The 23,374-nt window shown below is 38.8% G+C and carries 27 protein-coding genes and 3 pseudogenes; 9 read left to right on the top strand and 21 right to left on the bottom strand.

Annotated features, from left to right (window positions below):
- The first annotated feature begins 66 nt into the window (after positions 1–66).
- Positions 67–933, top strand: a complete 867-nt coding sequence (locus tag ACFX4H_RS15785; protein WP_377435798.1) for a LysR family transcriptional regulator — start codon at positions 67–69, stop codon at positions 931–933.
- Positions 934–997: 64 nt separating this feature from the next.
- Here ACFX4H_RS15785 and ACFX4H_RS15780 read toward each other — a convergent pair whose 3' ends face one another.
- The 8 genes and pseudogenes from ACFX4H_RS15780 to ACFX4H_RS15745 all read right to left on the bottom strand — a co-directional run bounded on the left by ACFX4H_RS15780 (position 998) and on the right by ACFX4H_RS15745 (position 6,245).
- Positions 998–1,201, bottom strand: a complete 204-nt coding sequence (locus tag ACFX4H_RS15780; protein ID WP_034304303.1) for a zinc ribbon domain-containing protein — start codon at positions 1,199–1,201, stop codon at positions 998–1,000.
- Positions 1,202–1,632: 431 nt separating this feature from the next.
- Positions 1,633–2,175, bottom strand: coding sequence for a hypothetical protein (locus ACFX4H_RS15775; protein WP_063590089.1), 543 nt, complete (start codon positions 2,173–2,175; stop codon positions 1,633–1,635).
- 80 nt (positions 2,176–2,255) lie between these two features.
- The gene (locus ACFX4H_RS15770; protein ID WP_161784818.1) at positions 2,256–2,393 is read right to left on the bottom strand and encodes a hypothetical protein; all 138 of its coding nucleotides are present in this window, start codon (positions 2,391–2,393) and stop codon (positions 2,256–2,258) included.
- A 152-nt stretch (positions 2,394–2,545) separates the two neighbouring features.
- Entirely contained in the window at positions 2,546–3,502 is a 957-nt protein-coding gene (locus ACFX4H_RS15765) for an ABC transporter permease (protein ID WP_377435797.1), read from the bottom strand.
- Complete coding sequence (locus ACFX4H_RS15760) at positions 3,499–4,431, bottom strand: ABC transporter ATP-binding protein (RefSeq protein ID WP_034304310.1); 933 nt, start codon at positions 4,429–4,431, stop codon at positions 3,499–3,501. The genes ACFX4H_RS15765 and ACFX4H_RS15760 overlap by 4 nt, the downstream gene beginning before the upstream one ends.
- A 265-nt stretch (positions 4,432–4,696) precedes the next feature.
- Entirely contained in the window at positions 4,697–4,936 is a 240-nt protein-coding gene (locus ACFX4H_RS15755) for a hypothetical protein (protein ID WP_034304313.1), read from the bottom strand.
- Positions 4,937–4,985: 49 nt separating this feature from the next.
- On the bottom strand, positions 4,986–5,480 hold the full coding sequence (locus ACFX4H_RS15750) for a GNAT family N-acetyltransferase (RefSeq protein ID WP_323602772.1): 495 nt from the start codon (positions 5,478–5,480) through the stop codon (positions 4,986–4,988).
- A gap of 113 nt (positions 5,481–5,593) precedes the next feature.
- A pseudogene (locus ACFX4H_RS15745) lies at positions 5,594–6,245 on the bottom strand (HAD family hydrolase).
- Between the two features lie 290 nt (positions 6,246–6,535).
- Between ACFX4H_RS15745 and ACFX4H_RS15740 the strand changes: the two are divergent.
- The gene (locus ACFX4H_RS15740; protein ID WP_202311830.1) at positions 6,536–7,333 is read left to right on the top strand and encodes a peptidoglycan-binding protein; all 798 of its coding nucleotides are present in this window, start codon (positions 6,536–6,538) and stop codon (positions 7,331–7,333) included.
- Between the two features lie 93 nt (positions 7,334–7,426).
- On the opposite strand, the gene ACFX4H_RS15735 is transcribed toward ACFX4H_RS15740, so the two are convergent.
- The 4 genes from ACFX4H_RS15735 to ACFX4H_RS15720 all read right to left on the bottom strand — a co-directional run bounded on the left by ACFX4H_RS15735 (position 7,427) and on the right by ACFX4H_RS15720 (position 9,917).
- Positions 7,427–7,960: a GNAT family N-acetyltransferase gene (locus ACFX4H_RS15735; protein ID WP_052137144.1), complete on the bottom strand. Its 534-nt coding sequence runs from the start codon at positions 7,958–7,960 to the stop codon at positions 7,427–7,429.
- Positions 7,961–7,971: 11 nt separating this feature from the next.
- Positions 7,972–8,976: a phosphotransferase enzyme family protein gene (locus ACFX4H_RS15730; protein ID WP_241637832.1), complete on the bottom strand. Its 1,005-nt coding sequence runs from the start codon at positions 8,974–8,976 to the stop codon at positions 7,972–7,974.
- 419 nt (positions 8,977–9,395) lie between these two features.
- Positions 9,396–9,590 carry a hypothetical protein gene (locus tag ACFX4H_RS15725; protein ID WP_034304321.1) on the bottom strand — a complete coding sequence of 65 codons (195 nt, stop codon included), beginning with the start codon at positions 9,588–9,590 and terminating at the stop codon, positions 9,396–9,398.
- Positions 9,591–9,653: 63 nt separating this feature from the next.
- Positions 9,654–9,917: a hypothetical protein gene (locus tag ACFX4H_RS15720; RefSeq protein ID WP_034304323.1), complete on the bottom strand. Its 264-nt coding sequence runs from the start codon at positions 9,915–9,917 to the stop codon at positions 9,654–9,656.
- Positions 9,918–10,386: 469 nt separating this feature from the next.
- Between ACFX4H_RS15720 and ACFX4H_RS15715 the strand changes: the two are divergent.
- Positions 10,387–10,575, top strand: a pseudogene (locus ACFX4H_RS15715) (SDR family oxidoreductase); the annotation flags it as partial.
- A 52-nt stretch (positions 10,576–10,627) separates the two neighbouring features.
- Here ACFX4H_RS15715 and ACFX4H_RS15710 read toward each other — a convergent pair.
- The 7 genes and pseudogenes from ACFX4H_RS15710 to ACFX4H_RS15680 all read right to left on the bottom strand — a co-directional run bounded on the left by ACFX4H_RS15710 (position 10,628) and on the right by ACFX4H_RS15680 (position 13,708).
- On the bottom strand, positions 10,628–11,047 hold the full coding sequence (locus ACFX4H_RS15710; protein ID WP_095679082.1) for a VOC family protein: 420 nt from the start codon (positions 11,045–11,047) through the stop codon (positions 10,628–10,630).
- A pseudogene (locus ACFX4H_RS15705) lies at positions 11,037–11,412 on the bottom strand (DMT family transporter); the annotation flags it as partial. The gene ACFX4H_RS15710 and the pseudogene ACFX4H_RS15705, both read right to left, overlap by 11 nt.
- Positions 11,413–11,509: 97 nt before the next feature.
- Positions 11,510–12,007 (bottom strand): SRPBCC family protein, encoded by a 498-nt coding sequence (locus tag ACFX4H_RS15700; RefSeq protein WP_377435796.1) that lies wholly within the window; start codon positions 12,005–12,007, stop codon positions 11,510–11,512.
- A gap of 22 nt (positions 12,008–12,029) precedes the next feature.
- Positions 12,030–12,230: a hypothetical protein gene (locus tag ACFX4H_RS15695; protein WP_377435795.1), complete on the bottom strand. Its 201-nt coding sequence runs from the start codon at positions 12,228–12,230 to the stop codon at positions 12,030–12,032.
- Positions 12,199–12,342, bottom strand: a complete 144-nt coding sequence (locus ACFX4H_RS15690) for a hypothetical protein (RefSeq protein WP_377435794.1) — start codon at positions 12,340–12,342, stop codon at positions 12,199–12,201. Before ACFX4H_RS15690 ends, ACFX4H_RS15695 begins: the two co-directional genes overlap by 32 nt.
- A gap of 70 nt (positions 12,343–12,412) precedes the next feature.
- Positions 12,413–13,057, bottom strand: coding sequence for a Type 1 glutamine amidotransferase-like domain-containing protein (locus ACFX4H_RS15685; protein ID WP_328136887.1), 645 nt, complete (start codon positions 13,055–13,057; stop codon positions 12,413–12,415).
- 195 nt (positions 13,058–13,252) lie between these two features.
- Positions 13,253–13,708 carry a hypothetical protein gene (locus tag ACFX4H_RS15680; protein WP_377435819.1) on the bottom strand — a complete coding sequence of 152 codons (456 nt, stop codon included), beginning with the start codon at positions 13,706–13,708 and terminating at the stop codon, positions 13,253–13,255.
- A 111-nt stretch (positions 13,709–13,819) separates the two neighbouring features.
- Here ACFX4H_RS15680 and ACFX4H_RS15675 point away from each other — a divergent pair, with 111 nt between their 5' ends.
- The 3 genes from ACFX4H_RS15675 to ACFX4H_RS15665 all read left to right on the top strand — a co-directional run bounded on the left by ACFX4H_RS15675 (position 13,820) and on the right by ACFX4H_RS15665 (position 17,179).
- Positions 13,820–14,797, top strand: coding sequence for a 2-hydroxyacid dehydrogenase (locus ACFX4H_RS15675; RefSeq protein WP_377435793.1), 978 nt, complete (start codon positions 13,820–13,822; stop codon positions 14,795–14,797).
- A gap of 42 nt (positions 14,798–14,839) precedes the next feature.
- Complete coding sequence (locus ACFX4H_RS15670) at positions 14,840–15,559, top strand: RraA family protein (RefSeq protein ID WP_377435792.1); 720 nt, start codon at positions 14,840–14,842, stop codon at positions 15,557–15,559.
- 258 nt (positions 15,560–15,817) lie between these two features.
- Positions 15,818–17,179 carry an MFS transporter gene (locus ACFX4H_RS15665; protein WP_377435791.1) on the top strand — a complete coding sequence of 454 codons (1,362 nt, stop codon included), beginning with the start codon at positions 15,818–15,820 and terminating at the stop codon, positions 17,177–17,179.
- Between the two features lie 368 nt (positions 17,180–17,547).
- Here the strand turns inward: ACFX4H_RS15665 and ACFX4H_RS15660 are convergent, their stop codons facing one another.
- Complete coding sequence (locus ACFX4H_RS15660) at positions 17,548–18,750, bottom strand: macrolide family glycosyltransferase (protein ID WP_377435790.1); 1,203 nt, start codon at positions 18,748–18,750, stop codon at positions 17,548–17,550.
- 289 nt (positions 18,751–19,039) lie between these two features.
- Between ACFX4H_RS15660 and ACFX4H_RS15655 the strand changes: the two genes are divergently transcribed.
- Positions 19,040–19,615 carry a pyridoxamine 5'-phosphate oxidase family protein gene (locus tag ACFX4H_RS15655; RefSeq protein ID WP_063590075.1) on the top strand — a complete coding sequence of 192 codons (576 nt, stop codon included), beginning with the start codon at positions 19,040–19,042 and terminating at the stop codon, positions 19,613–19,615.
- Positions 19,616–20,287: 672 nt separating this feature from the next.
- Here ACFX4H_RS15655 and map read toward each other — a convergent pair.
- Positions 20,288–21,028, bottom strand: a complete 741-nt coding sequence (map, locus tag ACFX4H_RS15650) for a type I methionyl aminopeptidase (protein ID WP_096340484.1) — start codon at positions 21,026–21,028, stop codon at positions 20,288–20,290.
- 393 nt (positions 21,029–21,421) lie between these two features.
- Here map and ACFX4H_RS15645 point away from each other — a divergent pair, with 393 nt between their 5' ends.
- Both ACFX4H_RS15645 and ACFX4H_RS15640 read left to right on the top strand, forming a co-directional pair.
- A complete protein-coding gene (locus ACFX4H_RS15645) occupies positions 21,422–21,763 on the top strand; it encodes a Na-translocating system protein MpsC family protein (RefSeq protein ID WP_249599193.1) in 342 nt (113 codons plus the stop codon).
- 209 nt (positions 21,764–21,972) lie between these two features.
- Entirely contained in the window at positions 21,973–23,238 is a 1,266-nt protein-coding gene (locus tag ACFX4H_RS15640) for a nucleobase:cation symporter-2 family protein (RefSeq protein WP_328136915.1), read from the top strand.
- The last annotated feature ends 136 nt before the right edge of the window (positions 23,239–23,374 follow it).

Below are 23,374 nucleotides of genomic sequence, written 5' to 3'. Positions count from 1 at the left end.
GAATGTTTTTCATTACTTGGATTAGAGTTTCTCATGTATAATTCATAGAAGAAGGGTGTGAGGCATTTGAATTTTTTTCAATTGGAAGTCTTTTTACATGTTGTTGAACACGGAAGTTTTACGAAAGCGGGAGACCGGATCGGACTGACTCAATCAGGCGTGAGCCATAACATTACAGCACTTGAAACAGAACTTGGTGTGACTTTACTGAAGCGTGACCGAAAAGGAATAACACTCACGACTGCGGGAGAACAAGTCATTCCACATATGCGGGCTATTGCTGCCAACCTTGCACTTATCGAACAAAAGATTGCAGCTGTGAATGGAATGGAAATCGGTAAAATAACGATTGGCAGTTTTCCAAGCTTCACTGCCAGATTCATACCAAAGCTATTCTCCATCTTTAAAGAAAAATACCCTAATATCGATTTGCTGATTCATGAAGGTGGATATGAGGAAATCTTAACATGGATCGAAGAAGGAACAGTGGACATCGGCTTTGCAGCAAAACCAGTGAAGAACGTGGAATTCATCCCTCTGCTAATAGATCCTCTATCAGCTGTCGTATACGAAGGCCATCCGCTTTCAGGGAAAACCTCATTGAACCTGGAAGACTTCGTTGATCAACCATTCATCATGCTGAGATCTGGCTGTGAAACACTCATAGAAGATAGATTCCTGGAAGCCAAGATAAAACCAAACATTTCATACGACATTAAAGACAATCAAACCGTGCTCTCAATGGTAACGGGAAAATTAGGCATCACGATTATGCCAGACCTGGCCTTACCGGAAAAACCCGAACGCCTCAAAAGCCTGCCCTTGAACCCGGAACTTTCCCGGGAGATCGGATTGGTCATGAAATCAGCTAAACACCTTTCACCCGTCGCCAAGGAATTTACAAAAGTCGTTCAAGATCACTTCATCGGGTAAGGGGCAGTATGAAAAAACAAGAATCCCCTTTTCATGAAAAAGGGGATTCTTGTCGTGCCAATCATCATCCCAAGAATAGATCCAGCAGATTACTGCCTGCAGATGATTGCCTATTATAAAACTCCGAATAACCGCACTGCTTGCAATAAACAACCGTAAATTGATTATTCTGGACATCGAACATTTTTGACAAGCCTGTTCCTGTCATGGCTACATCCTTCTTGGCAGCATCATTGCTTCCGCATTTCATACAACCCTTTTCGCTCATGATCCTTCATCTCCCAAATTTATTAAAATGATAAAAGCTCATAAATACCGGAGCTTCCCGGCACCGTTCATAATGACATATACGGATAACCTGGATAAATGGTTTCGGAATTCATGCAAAAATATGTAAATTCCAATGAGTACTGTTTTATTGGCTGCCTTTTTTATTACGGTTAGACTTAATGGTAGGCAAAGCATTATACACACTAATTGCAAAATAATAGATTAAAATCATATGCATAGCATCTCTTATAGGAACGGGGGTATCATCAAGCTTAAAAATAGCAAATAATGCATATACCCCAACAAAAGTGATCGGATAAATGATGTAATGATAGATGAAATTTTTTATGAACATATTATTTTATCGCATCGCTTACTTATTTACTTAAACGGCCAAAATCGATAATCGGGGACGCTGGTGAAAAATCATTAAATGACATCTGCATCATCCAATCGTATTTCTGCGACCCTTCCTCCTGGTACACACCAGAATTCCAAGGTAATATTTCGTTTATGGTCAATGTATCCGATAATATCGGCTCCCTGTTCATAACTTTTATAATAATGATCTCCGTACTTCGAAAGTACGTCCGCTTTCTTACTTCCTAATTTAATGCCTTTGCTTGTTTGAAGGGAGTTTTCAAATTGGTCGTCGTCCGTACTTGAAATGATCAACCGCATGATTTTTCCTTTATCCTCGTCTGTATTGATAGAGGCCGTTTTCAACCCGCCCTTCCAATAATAATAATCATAAGCCTTATTATTATCTTGATCGATGGGTTCTCCATATTCCCTAATGAATTCCGGACTCGATATGTTATCCAACACTTTAAATCCTCCGATAGATTCATCAGACAAATCTGTTGATTTTGTCAATTTTTGAGAGAATGCCGAGTACACATAGAACCCTAACACTATTCCAATAATTGTAAACACAATGACTAACTTTCGTTTATAATGCATTTTCCCCATCTTTAAATCTGCTCCATCTCTATCAGATTATTTCCGCTAAGTCCGCAATTAACCAGTGTATTGTTCATATGTACATGGAGCTACTGACTAGCAAACTGGTAGGAACTGATCCCCATTACAATCACTACGCCAGCAACTGTCCATTGTGATATCATCATGCCCATTGGAAATAAAGAAAATCCTATAAGTCCAATTAATAGAACCTTGTTTTCATTCATTTTACACCCCTAAAGCCAACTGAATATCCTCATATTATCTTATACGGATAATTTTGGATAAAGGTTTCAATTTATGCCAGATTCTAAGCAGCAACATTCCTGTTGCATAAGAAAAACCGAAATCAGCCACTGATTTCGGTTTTTAGCTCTATTTAATTAGTGATATCCTTTTTCTGGAAGAAGAAGAAAGTTAGCGCTAAAAAGATAAGATAATAGATTCCCAGTACACCCATCGAGAATCCAAGTGTAGCTCCATCGAACATGTCTATCGTTCCGGAAATATAGCCCCTTAAATCGAGATGGGGGAATAGGACGAATTTTAACCACTCGTATTTTCCGATGAATGATTGAATGACCATATTTAATGTCGAAGAGGCAAATAGGATGAAAATGGATATACCTACTGCAAGTGCTTGGTTTTTAAATAATGTGCTTAGCATGAAAGCGATGGTCGTGATGACTAGGAATCCTGGTATCCAGTAAACGATCATGTCCACGAAATATTCGCCGACTACCACCGGACTGAATTCGAAAGATGCAGGATCCATGATTTTGTCTGAATACGAACCATTGCCAAAGAATATGATTCCGATTAGATAACTGAATATAAGCAGGCTCGCAAGTAGTAACGCTGCAAATAACAAGGATGAAATATATTTGGAAAGCAGGATCTTCCAACGTTTATAAGGCCTGATCAATAGTTGTTTAATGGTACCATCGGAAAATTCCGAGGAAACGAGCGAGCTGCAAACAATAACGACGAATAAAGTGACAAATGATGTTAATGTTGTAGTCCATTCAGCCATATAGGTCCAATTCGTGTTTAAGTCAGGGTTTATATTATCAGCCAACAGTTGCTTGTTGTAAGTAATGTCTTCCATGATGGCGGCTTTTTCTTCTTCACTGATTTCCTTAGCTTCCAAAGCCTTTTCCTGTTCTTGGATATCGGCGTTTAACTCTTGCTTCCAATCTTTATTCGTTTCGTCAGGACTTAGTTTATAATCGATGACCGCAGCCCCTAATGCTGCCAATAATAGAAAAGCGATGAATATATAAGTTGATACTTTTGAAAAGATTTTCATCCATTCATTTTTTACTAAGGACATCATACAGACTCCCTCATTTCCTGCTCAGTGATTTCGAAGAATTTATCTTCCAGCGATTTTCTGGTTATGCCAATTTCAAAGACATCCAGATCATTTGCATTAAAACTCCTGTTTATATGGGCCGTTTGTTCTTTGGTGGCCGATACGGAGATTTTCTTCGCTCCATTTTTTAGGATCGTAATATCCGCAAACTGTTCTTGAAGGATTTTTTTAGCTAGCTTCCCATCACTGACGGTGAATGACACTTCATTGATCGTTTCGGTTTTTTCATCAACAATATGTTCTTTCGTATGGATCAGTTTTCCCTTTTCGATAACGGCAAAACTATCACACATCAATTGCATTTCCGATAGTAAATGTGATGAAATCAATATCCCGACGCCTTCACTTGCCAGTACTTTCAAATAATCACGAAACTCGCGAATCCCTTGCGGATCCAAGCCGTTCGTCGGTTCATCAAAAATCAATAACGACGGTTTATGTAAAATGGCCTGTGCCACGCCAAGGCGCTGGCGCATTCCCAATGAATAGGTTTTAACCTTCTTATCGATGGCATGATCCAGTTTGACAAGCTTAATGACCTCTTCTATTCTCTCATTGGATATGTCATTGGATGACATCCGGGCATAATGCAGGATATTCTTTCTGCCTGTCATATACTTATAGAACTCCGGATTTTCAACAATGGCCCCCAATTCATGCATCGCACCTTCGAAATCATGATCGAGGTCACTGCCATTGATCATGACCGTACCGCCCGTACGATTGATGAGACCTGTGATCATACGGATGATCGTAGTCTTCCCAGCACCATTCGGACCAAGTAAACCAAATATTTCATTGCTTTTTATTTCAAAGCTAACATTGTCTACGATGGTTGCTTTTCCAATTTTTTTAGTTAAGGATTGAACCTTAAGAACCGCTTCAGACATATAATACCTTCCTTTTTTATGAATTTCCAAAATCACACAAATTCAACATTACCATATTATGCATATTATTACTATACTGATATTCTTCTAATTGGGTATATTGAACCAATGCCTCCGCCGGCGTTAACTACCCGCCCCCATTATCCTAAACACTGCCTTCACTTTTTTTCTTCGAAATAGCAACAACTCCTATATATCGTTACCATTTTATACGATTCCGTAAGAATAAAGTTTCAGGATTATTTTATTTGATAAGGAAAATTTACTATAATTTAAACAATATATAGGTAAATCCGATAGAAATGGCCAGACCCATTGCAAATAGAAGGATTTTTCTAATAATGGAAGGTAAAAGCTTATATATCATCATTACAATTACATCGATGAAATTTGTGGGTACTCCGGAGCCGAACTCTTTGATTTCTTTCTTTTTGCCAAATAGGGCGAACCACATTACAAAAAGACCGCATAAAATAAAAATGATGGAAAAAATCTTATATCCCATTGTCTGTCACCCGTTTCCTCATAGGCTTAACGATATTGTTATTATTCTCTTAATTTTCAAGTTTCAAAATGAATTCTTCAACCTCTTTGCTTCTTGCATGGGAATACCCTTTGTCCTCATCGAATCTTTCAAATCCGCATTTTTCCAGCACCCGGATCGATGCAAGGTTATCCTTGGCTGCTCGGGCATAAAGAGGGCGGACTTTTATGTTCGGCAAAAAACGGAGCAATGCACATGTAGCGATCCCTTTACCCCAAAATTGCTTCCCGATCCAATAACTCACTTCCGGGTTACCAAACTGTTCAAACTTGAGAATGCTGCCTGCCACACACCCGTTGCAGAGTATGGTCATTTTTTGAATATCCCGGTTCGATAAGATGTTCTTCCAATGTGTCAAAAAAGCCGCCTTGTCTGATGGATCCTTAGATGTGAAAGCAGCCATATAGTTTGCGGCAGGATCCAATTGCTGCTCGAAAAAGATAGGAAGATCACTCTCCTTGACCTCCCGCAGGCGGACTCCTTCGTCATTCGTTTGCAATCCCATAAACTCATCCCCCACACCAAAATATAACATTCATTATAACTGGAAAAACCGAAGACTCTGCCATCTTCGGCGCGGTTTCATTCTCTCATCTTACTATAATTGCCGTTGAACTGTTATTGCTCAATATGCTTGATAACGTCAGACAAGCTCTTATCCGCCATGGATCGGAGGCGTAAATGATGATTTTCAAAAGCTAAAGCGTCCGTCACGGGATTTGGTACGATTACACACTTCAACCCAGCAGTCAGGGCCGCTTGAAGCCCATTTAACGAATCTTCAAATGCTACGGCTTCTGCAGGCTGAATGCCTAGGACTTCAATTGCCTTTACATACAAATCGGGCGCTGGTTTAACTTTATCAACATCATCCCCTGTGATCATAACTTCAAAATAGTGTAACAGTCCGAGTTCCCCCAAATGATGGGTGACCCATTCTTTTGTCGAGCTTGAAGCGAGGGCGATTGTATATCCATTTCTTTTTGCTTCTTCTAGATAATCCTTCACACCTTCACGTGCCTGTGCTGTTTTCATCTTTACTTCATGGAGGCTTTTTGCTCTGGATTCAATTTCTTCAATATTACACCTTTCCCCCAGCTGATCTTTGAAGTACTGATTTAGTTCAGTATTATCGGTTCCGATACATGTAACAAAATGTTCGAGAGGCAAATCAGATTCATAAAAAGCCATCGTCTCTATAGGCCTCATACCAAACCGTTTCCGTGTCTAAAATTAAGCCATCAAAGTCGAAAATAACGGCCTTAATCATATGATTCCCTCCTTTAACCTTACAATAGAAATTCTATTAACTTAAACGTACATGAATGAATGCCCCTGTTCAACCAAACGGTTCCGTTAGTTTCATATGAAACTTGATTATTTCCCATAATTCGACAATTGATAAGGATATGGTAACCCGATGTCCGCCTCATTTCTTTTCTTTATGTTACATGTTTTAACAATTACTTAGTGCCTTCGCGGTGTTTTTCCTTAACTGCGCCTAAAAGAGTGATAGTTTAACGAATGGTTTAATTGCAGGAAACAACGAGGAGGATAAACATGAAGAAAATTTTATTAACGATCCTAACGGCTTCTGTATTCATTCTAGGAGTTTGCATGCCAACTAAAGGCGAAGCCGCTGCTTTGGATCGCACACTTTCATTTGGAATGAGTAATAGTGATGTTAAAGAATTACAAGAATTATTACTGACAAAAGGGGTTTTTCCCTATCATGAAGCAACAGGCTACTACGGACCGATTACAAAGGAATCCGTAAAGAAGTTTCAGGAAAAATCAGGGCTGAAAGTCGATGGAATATCAGGAACACAAACGAATCAGAAAATACAGACACTGAAAAGCGGGGATATGGGAAGACCTGTAGCTGAACTGCAAAGGCTATTGAAAGCCTGGGATGTTTACTCATCAACGGTCGATGGCATTTATGGAACAGGTACAAAACAAGCAGTCATGAACTTTCAAAAGCAAAAGGGATTATCCGCTGACGGTATAGCCGGTGCACGGACCTTCAGTAAATTAGAAGAAAGAGCCAGTTCAGCAAGCTCAGCAGTTAAAGAATTGACGGTTACAAGTACGGCTTATACAGCAAGCTGCGAAGGATGTTCAGGCACTACAAGAATGGGTGTCGATTTAGAAAAATATGATGATGCCAAACTGATAGCAGTCGATCCTAACGTGATTCCGCTAGGCTCCATCGTGGAAGTCGAAGGCTACGGACAAGCCATTGCTGCAGACACGGGCGGTGCGATCAAAGGAAACAGAATCGATGTATTCATCGCAAAAGAAGCGGATGCTCTAACGTGGGGAAGAAAGCAAGTGAAGGTAAGAGTCATTCGATAATGCATGACATAAATATCGATTTACTATAAAAATAGATACATACCCAAACCGCAAAGAGCATGTAATGAATCCATTCATGCTCTTTCGGTCTGTTTAAACCAATTTGTACATGATAATGTCATCAACGTATTCACTTTCGCTCATCTTGAATTCTTTGATTTTACGGCCTTCTTCAACAAACCCCAACCGTTTATACAATGATATTGCCCGATGATTCGTTGAAAAAACTCCCAAACTCACCTTTTCAATCAACGGATTGGCTTCTGCCCAATCCAATAACGCCTCAATAAGCTCTTTTCCGATTCCCATCCCTCTGAAATTTTTTCTGATCATCACCCCAAATGAACCCTTGTGGAACATTCTCTTCCTAGTTTCCGATTGAAAGGCTATCCATCCAACCACTTCTTCATTCATTTCAGCCACGATGATGGTTTCCCGTTCATTTTCCAATAACCTTCGTAGCCAATCTCGTTGCTGTTCAGGTGTTTTATTGAACTCCTCCGATACGGCAATAAAATACTCGCCTTCGGAAATAACGGAATTCTGTACATCCAAAACCGCTTCCGCATCTTCCAATACACCAGTCCGGATCATATATGCAAGCCGATTATTTTTCATTCCTGGCATTCCAATCCCCCTTAATGAACCATGCTCGGATCGAAGTGAACAATAGTCCGGCCTTCCATGATTCTTTGTTCGATTTTTTGAACGGTGTTGGATAATGAACGATCCGCATTCTTCAAATCATACTTTTTATGAAAAAAGTTATATAACGTTAAATCCCTTAGCTTTAAAAATAGAGGAATCGTTTCGTATTCCACAGGTGCCAGGATATTTTCCGTCTCATACCCTTTTATGAATTCTCTCATGAACTTGGCAGCATATTCATCGAGCCCTTTTATCCCTTCACGTTCCAAACTCCACATCAGATAGTACAGAGGGATCGCCAAATCGCTGGCAAACCAGTGATATGAACAGTCATCAAAGTCAAAAACATGAATCCGCCCCTCATGATAGTGGAAATTGCCGTTATGTATGTCAGAATGAATCAAGCCAAAATTATCTTGATGAACGGAAAGGGCATTTAAATGCTTGTTGATTATTTCTTGTTGGCGGATCACTTGCTCCGGTACATCGGATTGATAGAGCTGGACATTCAATAATTCCTCTTCGAACCAATCCAGCCGTTTATATTTCGCTTCAGGCTTATAACTTTTTGTTTGTTTATGCATTTGGCCAATGGTTCTTCCCCATTCAAAAAATAAAGGTCCATCGAAATTTTCATCAGTGACTTTCATCCTAACACCAGGAGCTTTTTCAAACAGGCAACAATAAAATTCCGTACCATCCGAGCCCTTTACAATTTCAACTAAATTCTTTTCTATCGAAAAGAGAACTTTAGGAATCTCACTCCCATTATTCTGTAAATGCTCAATCCACTTTAACTCCGCAAGCACTTGATCTCTTGTACGATGTGATTGATGGGTCATTCTTAAGATATATGGCGTCCCATCCCTGTAAACCTCAAAAACGTAGTTCTCTGCATCTCCAAGTTTAACCGGATTCCCAGCATTCACTTGAAAAAAATCCCCAGCCAATTTCACCAATTCATTAGAAAAAATTCGTTCTACCGCTGCTTCCATGATCTTCACTCCCATTGCCAACTTTATTAATGAAAACGATTTATACTATGCTTTATACGATACTAAGATGCCATTTCCCTTTATTTGTATTTTATAAATCTAAAAAGTAAAGATATGTTCTTTTGCATAATCATTTATTAACGGCTCCTTCGTCTTTCTCAAAGGCTGTTTTCACATACTCTGTTGCTATTTACCAAGTAGTGAGGTGTGGTTGATTTCCCCTCCAGATGCTCGCTTTCCGCGGGGCGGGCGGTGAGCCCCCTCGGCGTAAACGCCTGTGGGGTCTCACCTGTCCCGCCGCTCCCGCAGGAGTCTCGCACTTCCGCTCCAATCAACCTTAGATAGTTTCGTTTTAAAAACAACAACCTTTACGAAAAGAGCCTTCTCAAAAAAAAAACGCCCTATAGGGGCGTCCAAAATCAAGTTTCCTTTTCTTCTTCATTCGCTATTTTATTGAACTTCAAGATTGTTTCTTCGATTACCGGATTATTGAATTCCTCTTGGATGGCTGATTGTACAAATTTATCTTCACCATTCATTTCATCCCACTCATTAACTCTGTAATCTGGATCCCGACGATTTGTTTGACCGTTTTGTTCCTCATGATTTGACAACTATCTTCACCTCTTAACCATAGTAGAGTTCGAACCAGTCATAAGCAGAAAGAATATATCTTTTTAATAATCATCCTTGATTGAAATGGGTGAACCCGTTGAGGTATGTTGATTAACCCAGTCGAGCGATACTTTTGAAACGGCATCCCATTCAGGTATTTGGGCTTTATGTTGTTCCACCCAGCTCATGCAATATTGCGGGTCAATATTGCTTTCTTCAGATTTTGCCAAAAATGACTGAATTGTGGCTTCCGTACAATTTTCCCATGATCCACATGTATCCTGCCAAATATGTTCCATTTTCTTTTGGATATTTTCGTTAGCCATTGGGTTTCCTCCTTAATTAAATGTTAGTTATTGATATCTTCATTAAGTATGTCCAAGGCTAAATAAATCATTACAAAAATTTGGGTTTTTCAGCGAAAGAATGAATTTACAGTCGTAAAAATGATGAATAAACTGATTACGATAAACAAAACCCGCCAAAACCAATAACTGCTTACGAAAGGAAAATCATTGCCTTCTTCAATCTCCTTTACACCTTTATACAGCCAATTGACCAGTTTTGGAGCATTTCCAGTGAGTTTGGGGCTATTATTCGTATATTGGGGCATATACTCTTGAATTTTTCACGCTTTTATTTGTCGAATCGGCGTTTACTCGTGAATTTTAGCCATTTACTCGTGAGTTTCACGCTTTTACTCGTGAGTTTAGCCGATTTACTCGTGAATTTCAGCGTTTTACTCGTGAGTTTCACGCTTTCCCCATAGAATGGCACCAAAAAAAGCTGAATGCTTGGACTCCGCTGATCCCGGCGACGTTCGACGAACAATCCGTTGCCGAATTCGGCAACGAGGCACCGCTTGGCCGGCCTGGGCAGCCGGCAGATCATGCGGGCGCCTATGTGCTGCTAGCCTCTGATGAAGGTGCTTATATAACAGGACAGTGCATTCACATCAATGGCGGGATCACGATGTCCTCATAACTCCAAAACGACCGAAAAGCATGGTGCTTTTCGGTCGTTTCCTTTGTGAAATTTAATTTCCTATGCCGGGCGAATTCATCAATACAATTCTCCAACCATCCGGATCTTCAATGGTAACACCTGATTTTTCCCAATATGGATTCTCCGGAGAAACCGGTTCATAGCCCATACCTTTCAACCTATTCGTGATTTCCTCAATGGTTTTACGTTCAGGAATATAAAAGACAAGCAGATTATCTTTTGATGGGGCAGGACAAGGACTGCCATCTTTATGTTGAGTAAACTCCAGATGATAGCTGGAATCCGGAAGCCCGATCATGATGCCGTCATATCCCTCGTGCCCTTCAAAAGAACCGATTTTTTTCAATCCTAATCCTTCACAATAGAAGTTTACTACCTTTTTTAGTTGATCAGTAGGACGTGCAACCCGGATCTGCGCTACTTTCATTTCAGTTGGCCATTTACTTTCCATTGTCCCATCCCTCTCTGTAAATCGAATTACATTTTTCTTTCAAATTACTTTTACCAATATTCATGCCAAAACCTAATGCAATCGCCGCACCTAAACAACTGAAAAGACAGCCAGCTCCCAAGAAAATGGTTGAATCTGATTAACCAATCATCACTGAAGCTATACCTCCAATTGCCGGAAAAAGGGCAACCATGTATCCACTTTTCGCCCCCACCTATCTTTTCTACAAGCTTGAGGTAAAATAGCCAAGCTCCAAAGGAAGCGAATATAGTTAAATAGAACAAAGCAGATAAATATGTAATGGATGTCGGTATAGTGACTGCTTGTCCTTGGTTGAACACAATGGCCGCCAAAAGAATTCCTCCTGCTGCGTTCCAGCTGATTTCTTCAATCCATTCCAACCTTCAGGGTTCGGGATGCGATTCCGATTCCCTTTTGTCTAAAAACTGCGGCCAACGACTATTAGCCTTTATAGCTGACTTGTCCAGTTTCAACCAATTCTTTCAGTCCCATAAACATTAAATTCCAGCCATGTTCAGATCCATCGTGATACTCTTCGAGAGCTTTTTCGATATCGGATTGTGTCCAATTTTCTTCATGAGGAACGGTGATGTTTTGTGAAAATGTCATTTCACAGCCCTTTTGAAGTTCTTTCAGCTCAACTGTAATTGTATCTGCCGCTTCACTGAATTGCGGCATTTTAAAAGTGAACACTAATTTATTGGGACGGTCCATTTCAAGGTACTCCCCTATCGCCCGATAATCTTTTCCATCGCGATGATCAATAATCTCCCAAGCTCCTCCCACTTGAGGATCATTTTGTGTCACTTTATTTGTCCCCTCCAATGTAAAAAACCATTTTCTCATCATCCCAGGGCTCAACCATGCCTCAAATACCCTTTCAGGCATTACATCAAAATTTCTACTCATCTTTAAAGTGGTTGTCGAGTATTTTTCCATTTTCATACTCCTTATATCATTTTTATATACTTTTCAATTCCTCTTTTGAGACAGCACGCCAACCGTGTGCTTCCAGTTTCTCCAAATAAGTTTCCATCCTGATTTCCTCGATTTCGATTGCAAGCGGGTGCAGGGATACCGAACATTCATTCGAAGCATAATTTATGGTAACCTTTACGACCTCATATCCATTATGAAATCGTGGATCGAACCCGGGAAACATCGATTATATCCCCTGTAACAGGACGAATATCAGATTCAAATGTTTTCATCACTAACCTATTCTTTTCTTGTTCTTTTATTGATGTAATGAAGATCATTAAATTTACTTTCATTGCAGTCTCCTTTTCACTATCCTTAGCTTCCTGCGACCTTGCTCCAATTAGGATAAAGCGCCTGCCAGTTTTATAAGACTTTGGAATTCACAATTTCCTTTTTCATATAATGAAAGGAATAGATATCATTTAAACCTTTATATAGTTCCCCGTTCTTGGAGAAAACTGCACTTCCATTTGGTATTGCATATATCTTTCGTTCATTTGATAGGGGAAATAATTCTCCATCTATATTATCCTCGTAATGGACCTCAACGCTAAACCCCACTAATCCTAAACCCTTAATCACTATCGTTTCTGGATAGTCTTTATCTTTTGTGATTATGCAATCATGGCCGAAAGCTAATGAACCCGCACTATATCCAATGATTAAACCTTGAAAGTTTTTGATAATTGCGGTAAGTCCTTTTTCTTCAATTACATGGATTAACCTTTCTGGCCTTCCACCTATAAAATAAAGAATATCATGTTCCATTATAGACTTTTTCATTTCTTTGCCTGAAAGGTCTTCATTTAATAATTCAATACTTACATCCTCCATGATTGAAAAGGCTTGTGTAATACTTGCCATCCAACTTTCATACCTGGAATTGTCCGTTGCAAAAGGGATTATTAAAATCTTAGCTTCAGGTTTAATCATTTTTGAAAGTTCCAGGAACACTTCACCTAATTCATTATTCGTGTGATTTCCGCCACCAATTAAACAAATTTCCATATATGTCCCCCATTCATTTACATGCTATTCTATTAAAATATTCTATGTAAAAAAGACAATACCTTTATAGGACACCGCTTTGCAGCTAAATTGCCCCCGTAGCTCAACAAAAAAAGGCTGACACAGCAACCTTCCTACTTGAAGTAAAGCACCTTTAAGATTTGTAGACACCACCACAAGTAGTGATAGGAACGTTTAATAGAATTCTTCCTGAAAGTAGTGATCAATAATTTCTATAGCCTTTTGCTTAAGCGTTGTTTGTTTTATATGAGTAAGTTCATAAACTGTATAATCCGGGGGTGAATCTGTAAGTTCATAAATTTTGTAACTTCCACGTTTAATTGCTTCATCAGCTATCCATTTAGGAACAATAGCCCACTGTAATGGATCTTGAAGAAGATGTAGAAGCAAATGAGTACTGTCTAGTTTTATTCGTGAAATCGATAATGGATCCCACCAATAAGAATGCCAAGATTGATATTCAACTCCCCAAGGCATGAATAGTTCGTAATCAGAATCTAATTCTTTAGGATGAAGCTTTTCCGAACTATAACAACTTATATCTGAAGTTTGAAGAACAACCATAGGTGATGTAAAGCACTTTTTAACTTTTACATTTGGATGGGAAAATCCATTATTCCGCCTCCAAATAGCAATATTTATGTTATTAAATAGCTAATTAATTCGTTTTACAATCTCATTTTCTATATTTAATATAAAGTTAATTAATTATTTTGTCTAATTGAATTGGAGGAATGTACCTTGAGTTGTAAAGTTATTTATTTTGAAAAAGTATTCACAGCAACACATGAAATAATAAATACATTCAAAAGTTTGGATATGGAGGTTAAATACTGGATTGATTTGGATGATGTAAAAAAAGAACAAGCATTACATGAAGCAAACTATTTAATTACAGCATCTTATCCTATTACTAGAGAGTTATTAGAAAAAGCACCCAATGTTAAATTGATTCAAAAAACCGGAAGTGGTGTTGATAATATTGATTTGAATGCTGCTAGTGAGTTGGGAATCCATGTTGCCAGTACACCAGGAGCAAATTCAAACAGTGTTGTGGAATTGACCATCGGCATGATTATAAGCCTGTACAGAAAACTTCATTTCTTAGATCGAGTAACAAAAAGTGGTGAATGGAAAATGTGGGAATACCGCCCATCAATGTTCGAAGTGAACGGTAAAACCCATGGGATAATCGGTATAGGAAACATAGGAAAAAAAGTTGCAGCATTGTCAAAGGCTTTTGGAACTAACGTTGTTTATTATGATGTGAATAGATTATCAATGGAAGAGGAGAAAAAATTAGGATTAACTTATGTAACTTTTAATGATTTATTATCACAGTCGGATATTATAAGCCTCCATATTCCTTTAATACCAGCCACAAGAAACTTGATTGGTGAAAAGGAATTGAAACTTATGAAGTCTTCAGCAATTTTAGTTAATGTAGCCCGAGGTAATATCATTGATGAAAAATCACTCGCCGAAGCATTAAAATGTAATCGTTTACTTGGCGCAGCCATTGATACCTGGTCATCTGAACCCATAAATTCAGATAATCCATTATTAAAACTTGATAATATACTTGCTACTCCTCATATTGCAGGGGGGACTAGGGATGTGTTGGAAACTGTACTGCGCTTATCCTTTGAAAATATAAGTAAAGTAGAAGATGGGAACATGCCTGATAATTTAGTGACATTGACTTCAGCATCTGTTTAACTCTAAAAATCGAATGTAAAAATAGGAAAGAGGACCTACATCATGTCTAATATTGGAATGCGTGTGTATTCAAACATTAATCGTCCAACTAAAGAAGCAGTAAACGAGTTTAAAGGGTTACCCGTATCTGTAATTGCTGATAATATGAACCGTATGTTTTGCATGAATCCTAAAATTCGTCCAATTAATGATAAGCCATTACTTGGGCCAGCTTTTACAATTAAAACACGTCCCGGTGACAACCTCATGCTTCATAAAGCACTGGATCTTGCTCAACCCGGCGATATATTAGTTGTTGATGCTCAGGGGGATTTAACAAATGCAATCATGGGCGAACTAATGGTATTGTGGGCTCAAAAAAGAGGATTAGGCGGGTTTATAATCGATGGTGCCATTCGTGATGTTGGAGCCTTAAGAAAGATGGATATCCCAATCTACGCAGCAGGTGTCAATCCACGGGGTCCATATAAAGACGGACCTGGAGAAATTAATGTTCCTATTTCTTGTGGCGGAATAGTGGTTCATCCTGGAGACATTGTAGTTGGCGATGATGATGGCATTGTGGTCATTAACCCGCAAGATACGGATGAGTTAATAGAAAAATCGAAAGCTAAGTTGCTCAGGGAACACCAGGAAATGGATGATATCATGAATATGACGTGGGATCGAACTTGGGTTGATAAAAGTCTTCAAGACCGGGGCTGTGAAATTAAAAATAGATCATCCAAAGTAAAAGAATTGATTACAGGTAATCGAGACTAACTATGGTGTATGTTAAAGTTCTTGTAACTTAGCATATTCTCACGGTAACTCGTTAAGTTGTGCGTTGTTATAAAGGTAGATACGACGGGAACCCTCTTCTGTGGATTACTCTGGAATTTTCCAGACATTTATAATGATGTTTGGAAATTAGACTGGAGTTCTCCATTCCTTTAGACACTATACTTACTTACAATTTAAATCAAAAAAGAAGGAAATCGTTACTGTGACAAATTATTTATGAGGAGGGGAAGAAAAATAATGCAGAATTCATTACAAAAAAAGACTCGATTTCGTTGGGTAGTCATGTTATTAATTTTTCTAACTTATATGATCGCTGGTGCAGACAGGGCAAATATCAGTGTAGTCATTCCATATTTTCAAAAAGAATTTGAATTGAGTAACACTGATATTGGTGCAATGGCTAGTCTTTTTTACATCGGATATGCAATTATCCAGATTCCAGCTGGGTTCATCTATAGTAAGTTTGGGACACGAAAAATATTCACCTTCTCTATGATTGTTACTTCGGCTGCAACATTATTTATCGGAACGGCTAGTTCTGCCCTTCAACTTAAAATTGGCAGAATATTACTAGGTGTTGCAGAGGGACCACTTCCAGTCGGAATTATTTCCACGATTAACCGATGGTTCCCTGGAAAGGAAAAGGGAACTGCGACAGGAATTTATATGTCAGCAATCAAGTTCGCTCCTGCCATAGTTCCTCCGCTGTGTGCTTACATCATTTATACTTTCGGCTGGCGTGAAGTTTTCTATATATTTGCCATTCCGGGCTTTATCTTCGCTTTATTTTGGCTCTGGCTAGTAAAGGATAATCCGGAAGAAAGTCCACATTGCTCAAAAGAGGAAATAGATTATATCAAATCAGAAAAGCCTTCGACCATCGATGAGAAAATCAAAGGAAATAAGAAAAAATATTCGATGAAATGGGTAGACAAAATTATTCGTACCAAGAAAGTAGATTTCCTTGATACAAATAGGAAGGTTTTTCTTTCATGGAATATATGGGGATGTACGTTGGGGTACTTTTTCATGGTCGGTATTGTTTATGCCATTATGACATGGATACCTACATATTTGGTTAACGTCAAAAAGTATTCCATTATGGAAATGGGATTTGTTGCCTCCTCTCCGTGGATAGGGGCCATGTTAGGTAATCTAATAGGCGGTTGGGTTTCGGATAACATCTTTAACAAACGTCGAAAACCTCTTATGATAGTGACTGCAGCATCGACAATTTTCAGCATGTATGCATTGTTGTACGCCCCAAATAACCCAATGTTTTTAAGTATCGTTCTTCTTATTACGGGTATTTTGTTGAATTTGGGATATTCAGCGTTTTTAGCATATCCTATGGGGATTACATCCAAAGAAAAGTTGCCCCTTGCCGCTTCAATTGTTAATACTGGAGGATCGTTAGGCGGTGCATTTGCTCCATTCGTAGTAGGTTTGATCTTAGATTCATTTAATTGGAATATGGTATTCATGTTTTTATCAGTCAGCTCTTTAATGACCTTTATCCTCCTCTTTACGATCATTGAACCAATGGAAAAGACTAAACTAGCGATAGAGAAAGATGACCATGAAATAGCTACATCATGATTATTTTTAAAAATGTATCCGTTTACATCTTCTTTTCAAAGATCAACCAGTAAAAATCGCTGGTTGATCTTTTTTAATATTAATGACCCTTTACCTCAACAAAAAAAGTCTGCCGCAGCACCCCTCAATTAAACCCTTGCCTATAACGACACTGTCGTTTCTGTCTATTCGAAATTTTAAATCATACTTAATATTAAGCATATAGCCGGCATTCTCAGATTCAAAAAATATACCATATCCATTATTCTCAGGTTAACCATATAAATAGCAGACCACTTTTACATCTTTCAAAAATACAATTTGATTCATTCCTTCATTTACAATAAAAAAAGAATTGCCACTAAGAAAATGCCACCGATCATTCATTTTTAAATATCGTATTGTCTTTTAAATTCAAAAATCTCATCAACAGCTTGGTGATATCCACCCGATTTTTGAAAGGATTCTTTTAATTTTGAAACAGTTTTATGGAAGGTTGGGTCGTTTAACACATGATCTGCGGCCTCACGCAGTTGATTTGCAGTCAAGCTTTGCATTTGTAATGTAATACCGGCTCCGATATTGGCAACTTGCCCTGCAATCATCGGCTGATCCGCGCTTTGCGGGATGACAATTAGCGGAACTCCATAGTAGAGACCCTCATTGGTACTATTCATTCCGCCATGTGTGATAAATAATTTAGTGTATTTTAGCACTTCCGTTTGTGGAACGTATTTTTTAACAATGAAGTTTTGGGGAATCTCTCCTAATTCAATTAGCGGGGTTTGTTGACCGACCGACATGACAACCGTGTGATCGCTTTTTCCAAATGCTTCAAAACAAAGCTTATAAAAATCAAGAGACCGGTTAAAAACTGTCCCAAGCGAAATGTAAAGGGGATTTTTTCCTTTGATATCAGCAAGGTCAAAGTTATCCTGCTTTATTCGTGAAGAGATGGACGGACCTACAAATTTGTAAGTTTGGTCGAATGCTTCTTTAAAAGGTTGAAACTCCCTAGTTGTATAAACGATTGAAAGTGGTGCAGGATTACAAAAAACTTCGTAAGCAGAATGGATCTCCACATCATATTTTTCCTTCACCATTGCCGTCAGTCTTTGAAATTCATCGTGTATGGGTTTACCTATTTCTGGAGGGATTTCTTTAGAAAGCTGTTCCAGCATTTTATCGAATGTTGCTTTTGTCTGCGCAAAAGAAGTACAAGAATTGATTGCGGGAAGCTTAAGGATTTGGGCAAGCATACGTCCACAGCCAAACATGGAGTCATGGATGATGTAATCGAAATGCTCTCCTTTGATCTGTTCAAGCACGCTAGGTATGACGATATCTACCGTATGTAAAAGACCGTTGATTCTTTCGAGTAAATAATTTCTTCCCCCTGAGAGAAAAGCTTCTATAAATTTTTCACCGTCAATTGTTCGTACAGTAGCTCCCGTCTTCTCAATACGTTCCCGAAAAGCTTCTATCGTAAAGTACACTACCTCTTCTCCACGCGAAATAAGCTCCTGCACAACTCCAATAGTTGGATTGATATGTCCTTCTGATCCAGCATTAATAAATAAAACACGTGCCATTCTACCACTCCTTAAATGATTCTGTAAGAGTACGGTCACTCTCCCATACCCTTCCAAATTTGAACAATATAAATTTATCATAGTACAATACTGGAAAATCTCAAATTCTTAATCACCCTTGTAATCTAAAGTTAATATCGATCATAAAGGTCAGCCGGATTCTTAAAGGGAAAATGAGCGCTGTATGCAGCTATCGCTTTTTTCATCAGGGCAGTATAGCTGAAAAAGGTAATCCACTCATTAATAGAGAACTTATATTTTAAAATGGATTTCTTTGGAGGGAATAATGATGGCAAAGTATTTTCCGGAAATGTTGGCTGAGCATCAAAACTTCATAAAGAAACAGCATTTGTTTTTTATTGCAACGGCACCTTTGGATGCGGCGGGGCATGTAAACCTTTCTCCAAAAGGGTATGATACCCTTCGCATCCTATCATCCACCGAAATTGCGTATTTGGATCTAACCGGGAGTGGTAACGAAACGAGCGGACATATTAATGAAAATGCCCGGATCACCTTTATGTTTTGTGCATTTGAAGGTCCGCCGATGATCTTGCGCTTATATGGTTCAGGCAAGGTGATTCTGCCTGAAACAGAAGAATGGGATCGGATGATAGGTCATTTTGAAATGATGCCCGGTGCAAGACAAATCATTTTAGCCAAAATTCATAAAGTCCAAACCTCTTGCGGATATAGTGTCCCCTTCATGACCTACTCCAATGAACGTGAAACATTGAATCGATCCAACATGAAAAAGGATGAAGCTGAACTGGAAAATTATTTGCGTGAAAAGAACTCCTCCACGATTGATGGCATTCTGACACCATTAGGGAAAAAATTATCGAATGACTCTAAAACCACCTAAAATTCTGCTTGTCACGTACAAACATATAAAGGAGTTAAAAAAGGTATGATGCAAGTGGATTTTAGTTATAGTTCCGGTTGGGATTATGATTCCTTTCATGATCCCCTATCTAACTTTAAATCCTGCTAACAGCCGTATAGATATTACTTCGACAACACAATATTCTATACTGGTTACACATATTGGTACACCATTAATGGATTTATGCTTTCAGAAGGAAGAGATAAGATGATCGAGAAAGTTTTGAATGTGAACATTTGGGCAGGGCTCGTTCTCAACTTTGTCATAGTGGAGTGGATGATCCTTAATAAAAAAACGGGTAGAGAAATCAGCTAATTGACTTGTTTGGTGAAGATTCTTTGCAACTAAAAAAAGTAACTATTCGCCGCTAAGAATAGTTACTTCAAATGAACCGGATGGGAATAAATAGGACAGGAGAGAGTTGTCCTATCTACTTTCATTATATGGAGTAACGATTACAAGGTGAATAAATTATCTGTTAGAGAAACAGTTTGAAGAAACTTGCTTAACCTGCCCCTATAGTTGCATAAGAAAAGGAGCTGCAAAAGCAACTCCTTTAGATGCGAGAAACATTTTTTAAAACTGTTACGAATTATGTTACTTCAGGCGAACAACTTATATGAATACGCGCCTTTTCCGACTATGCTTGAATTAAAGCGTGACAATGATCGGTCCATTTTTAGTAAGGATAATCGTATGTTCCACTTGAGCTACAAAGCTTTTTTCAGTAGCATAGGTCCAACCGTCTTCTTTTTGGAATACTTCTTCTTCAAGGGTTGAGATGAATGGTTCGAATGCGATAACCATCCCTTCCTTTAATATTTCATTATCCCATGGATCATAATAATTACAAATATGGTCAGGTGCTTCGTGTATTCTACGTCCAACACCATGTCCTGTAAGGTTTTTGATAACCGTGAACCCATGCTGTCTCGCTGTTTCGAACACCGCTTTTCCGATTCTGCTTTTTTTGGAACCGGGTTTTGCTTTCTTAAGACCCGCTTCAAATGCCTTTTTGGCGACGTCGCATAATTTCGTTAATACTTCTTCCCCTTCGCCTACTACAAATGAGATCCCTGTATCTGCGAAATAACCGTTCTTTGAAGCGGATACATCTATATTTACTATATCCCCTTCACGAATAACCCGATCACCAGGAATGCCATGCGCCACTTCATCATTTAGGCTGATGCAAGTATAGCCAGGAAAATCATATTCACCTTTTGGAGCTGAAACTGCACCCGCTTGTTCTAAACGTTCCCCGGCTATATCATCAAGTTCTTTGGTCGTTATGCCCGGAATTGTTCTTTGTACCAATTCATCTCTAATGGAGGCAATAATTTTGCCAATTTCCTTCAAACCATTAAAATCATCTTCTGTTTTTGCAATCATTTTTTTCTACCTCATTATCTTTTATCATCAATAAACTATATACGCATTCATTATACCCTTTATTTTAGCGAAAAATAAAAGCAATGTACATAATTGGGTACGATGCCCCTCAACTTGAATTTTCTTCGATCAAGAAATAGACAACAACATTTGCAGCAGTTCCTTTTTTTATCCTATAATGATGCGCTCTTTGGGATAGTTCTGGTCAATGCCATTCTTATCGAAGACCATGGCTTCTTTTTTCGGGAGGTGTTGATTCTTGGACGGATGGAGCTGCTACGGACTGGTAAGCAAATGTAAAATAATATGTTAGATTTCCTTACATTAGTAGTGACAAAGGGCAATAATATTTATATGATTAATTCAAGAACTAGAAGCAGCAGGTGAGTATGGGTGAATTCTTCTTTTAAAAAACAGCTGTCGCAGTTATATAATGACATCAACCAAGAAATTTATAGTGCGGGAGTTAGTAAGCAAACAATTGATATCCAGGATAATCGCATTGTCATTTTTGCGCAGACGAAGCGCTCCCCTTTAATCTCCGTATTAAGTGAAAGGTATTCTGAGCTGACCTTATCCGTCGACGGGGCTTTAGCCAAGGAATATAAACTTCGATTAAAAGAAAACATTGAGAAGCGATTTGGAGTGAAGGTCAACACCATATTTAAGGATTACGATTCTACAAGTGATCATGCTTGTACGGTGATTTACCTAGAACAATCACTTGGTATCTAACCAAACTTATTATTGGAGAAATTTTGATTTATCATTTTTTCTTCACGGACTTGTTTCAAGGATTCAGGAGCTTAAATTTCGTTATACGTGGTTTAGGAGCCGTAGATATAGGAGGAGACCCCTTCTATTTCTGCGGCTTTTTTTATAAAACAAATTAAGGGGGAATAAAGGTGAATTCAAAAGTATTCTCGTTAGGATTCCAGCACGTCATGGCGATGTATGCTGGGGCGATTCTTGTTCCATTGCTTGTTGGGAGGGCATTAAACCTTACTCCGGAGCAATTGGCTTACTTGGTCGCCATTGACTTATTGACCTGCGGTATCGCTACCTTACTGCAAGCGTGGAAAAACAAATATTTTGGAATTGGTCTACCCGTTGTATTGGGTGCTTCTTTTGTTGCCCTGTCGCCGATGATCGCTATCGGGTCACAATATGGTATTCCTGCCATTTACGGATCCATTATAGTAGCTGGACTCTTCATTTTTTTATTTGCTCGCTATCTTGGAAAACTCGTAAAGTTCTTTCCACTTGTTGTCACGGGAACTGTCGTCGTGATCATTGGACTATCGTTAATTCCATCGGGAGTTAGAAATATGGCAGGCGGAACAGGGAATCCGGACTTCGGTAGCTTAGATAACTTGATATTGTCCATGGGTGTCATCGCTATTATTCTTATTATCAATCGTTTCTTTAAAGGGTATGTCCGCTCCCTTTCCGTGCTCTTAGGGATTGTCGCAGGTACAGCACTAGCAGCGATGATGGGGAAAGTAGATTTCCATGAGGTTTTAGAAGCTTCATGGTTCCGTATTCCTCAACCGTTCTATTTCGGTGCCCCATCCTTCGAGATCGGTGCAACACTGACGATGTTAATTGTAGGATTAGTCATTGTAGTTGAATCAACAGGTGTATTTTTTGCCTTAGGGGAAATTTGTGATCGTCCTGTTACACAAGATGATCTCACTCGAGGATATCGAGCAGAAGGCTTGGCTATCACCTTAGGAGGGATCTTTAATGCCTTTCCCTACAACACCTTTGCGCAAAATATAGGGTTGGTTCAACTATCTCAAAACAAATCAACGAACGTTGTGGTTGCAGCAGGTAGTATCCTAGTATTTCTTGGTTTAATTCCTAAAATTGCGGCCCTTGCTACCATTATTCCTGCCCCCGTACTTGGTGGTGCTACGGTTGTGTTGTTTGGTATGGTCGTGTCTTCAGGAATTAAAATGCTAGGTTCAGTAGATTACACCAATCAACATAATGCACTTATTATTGCTTGCTCAATTTCGTTAGGACTAGGATCAACCGTCGTACCTGAGTTATTTAGTCAATTGCCTCCATCCCTTCGAATCATCGTTAGCGATGGAGTGATTACCGGAAGCCTAACTGCTATCTTTATGAACCTCTTTTTTAATTTCCGTACTGTTCTAGCTCCAGCACCCCTCCAGCATGAGGAAGCTAACGAAGCACATGTTTAATGAAAAAAAGATAAAGGGGTTATGATACATGCAACTTTGAATGCATTAAATGAAATTCCATTGTCTGAGTTTGTGGAAAAGTTAAAGGACATATTTGAACACTATCCTTGGGTAGCCCAAAAGGGCAGGGGAGTTT

Source organism: Peribacillus sp. YIM B13477, from assembly GCF_042787955.1.
Taxonomy (GTDB): Bacteria; Bacillota; Bacilli; order Bacillales; family DSM-1321; genus Peribacillus; species Peribacillus frigoritolerans.
This window is presented reverse-complemented; position numbering and strand designations above follow the sequence as displayed.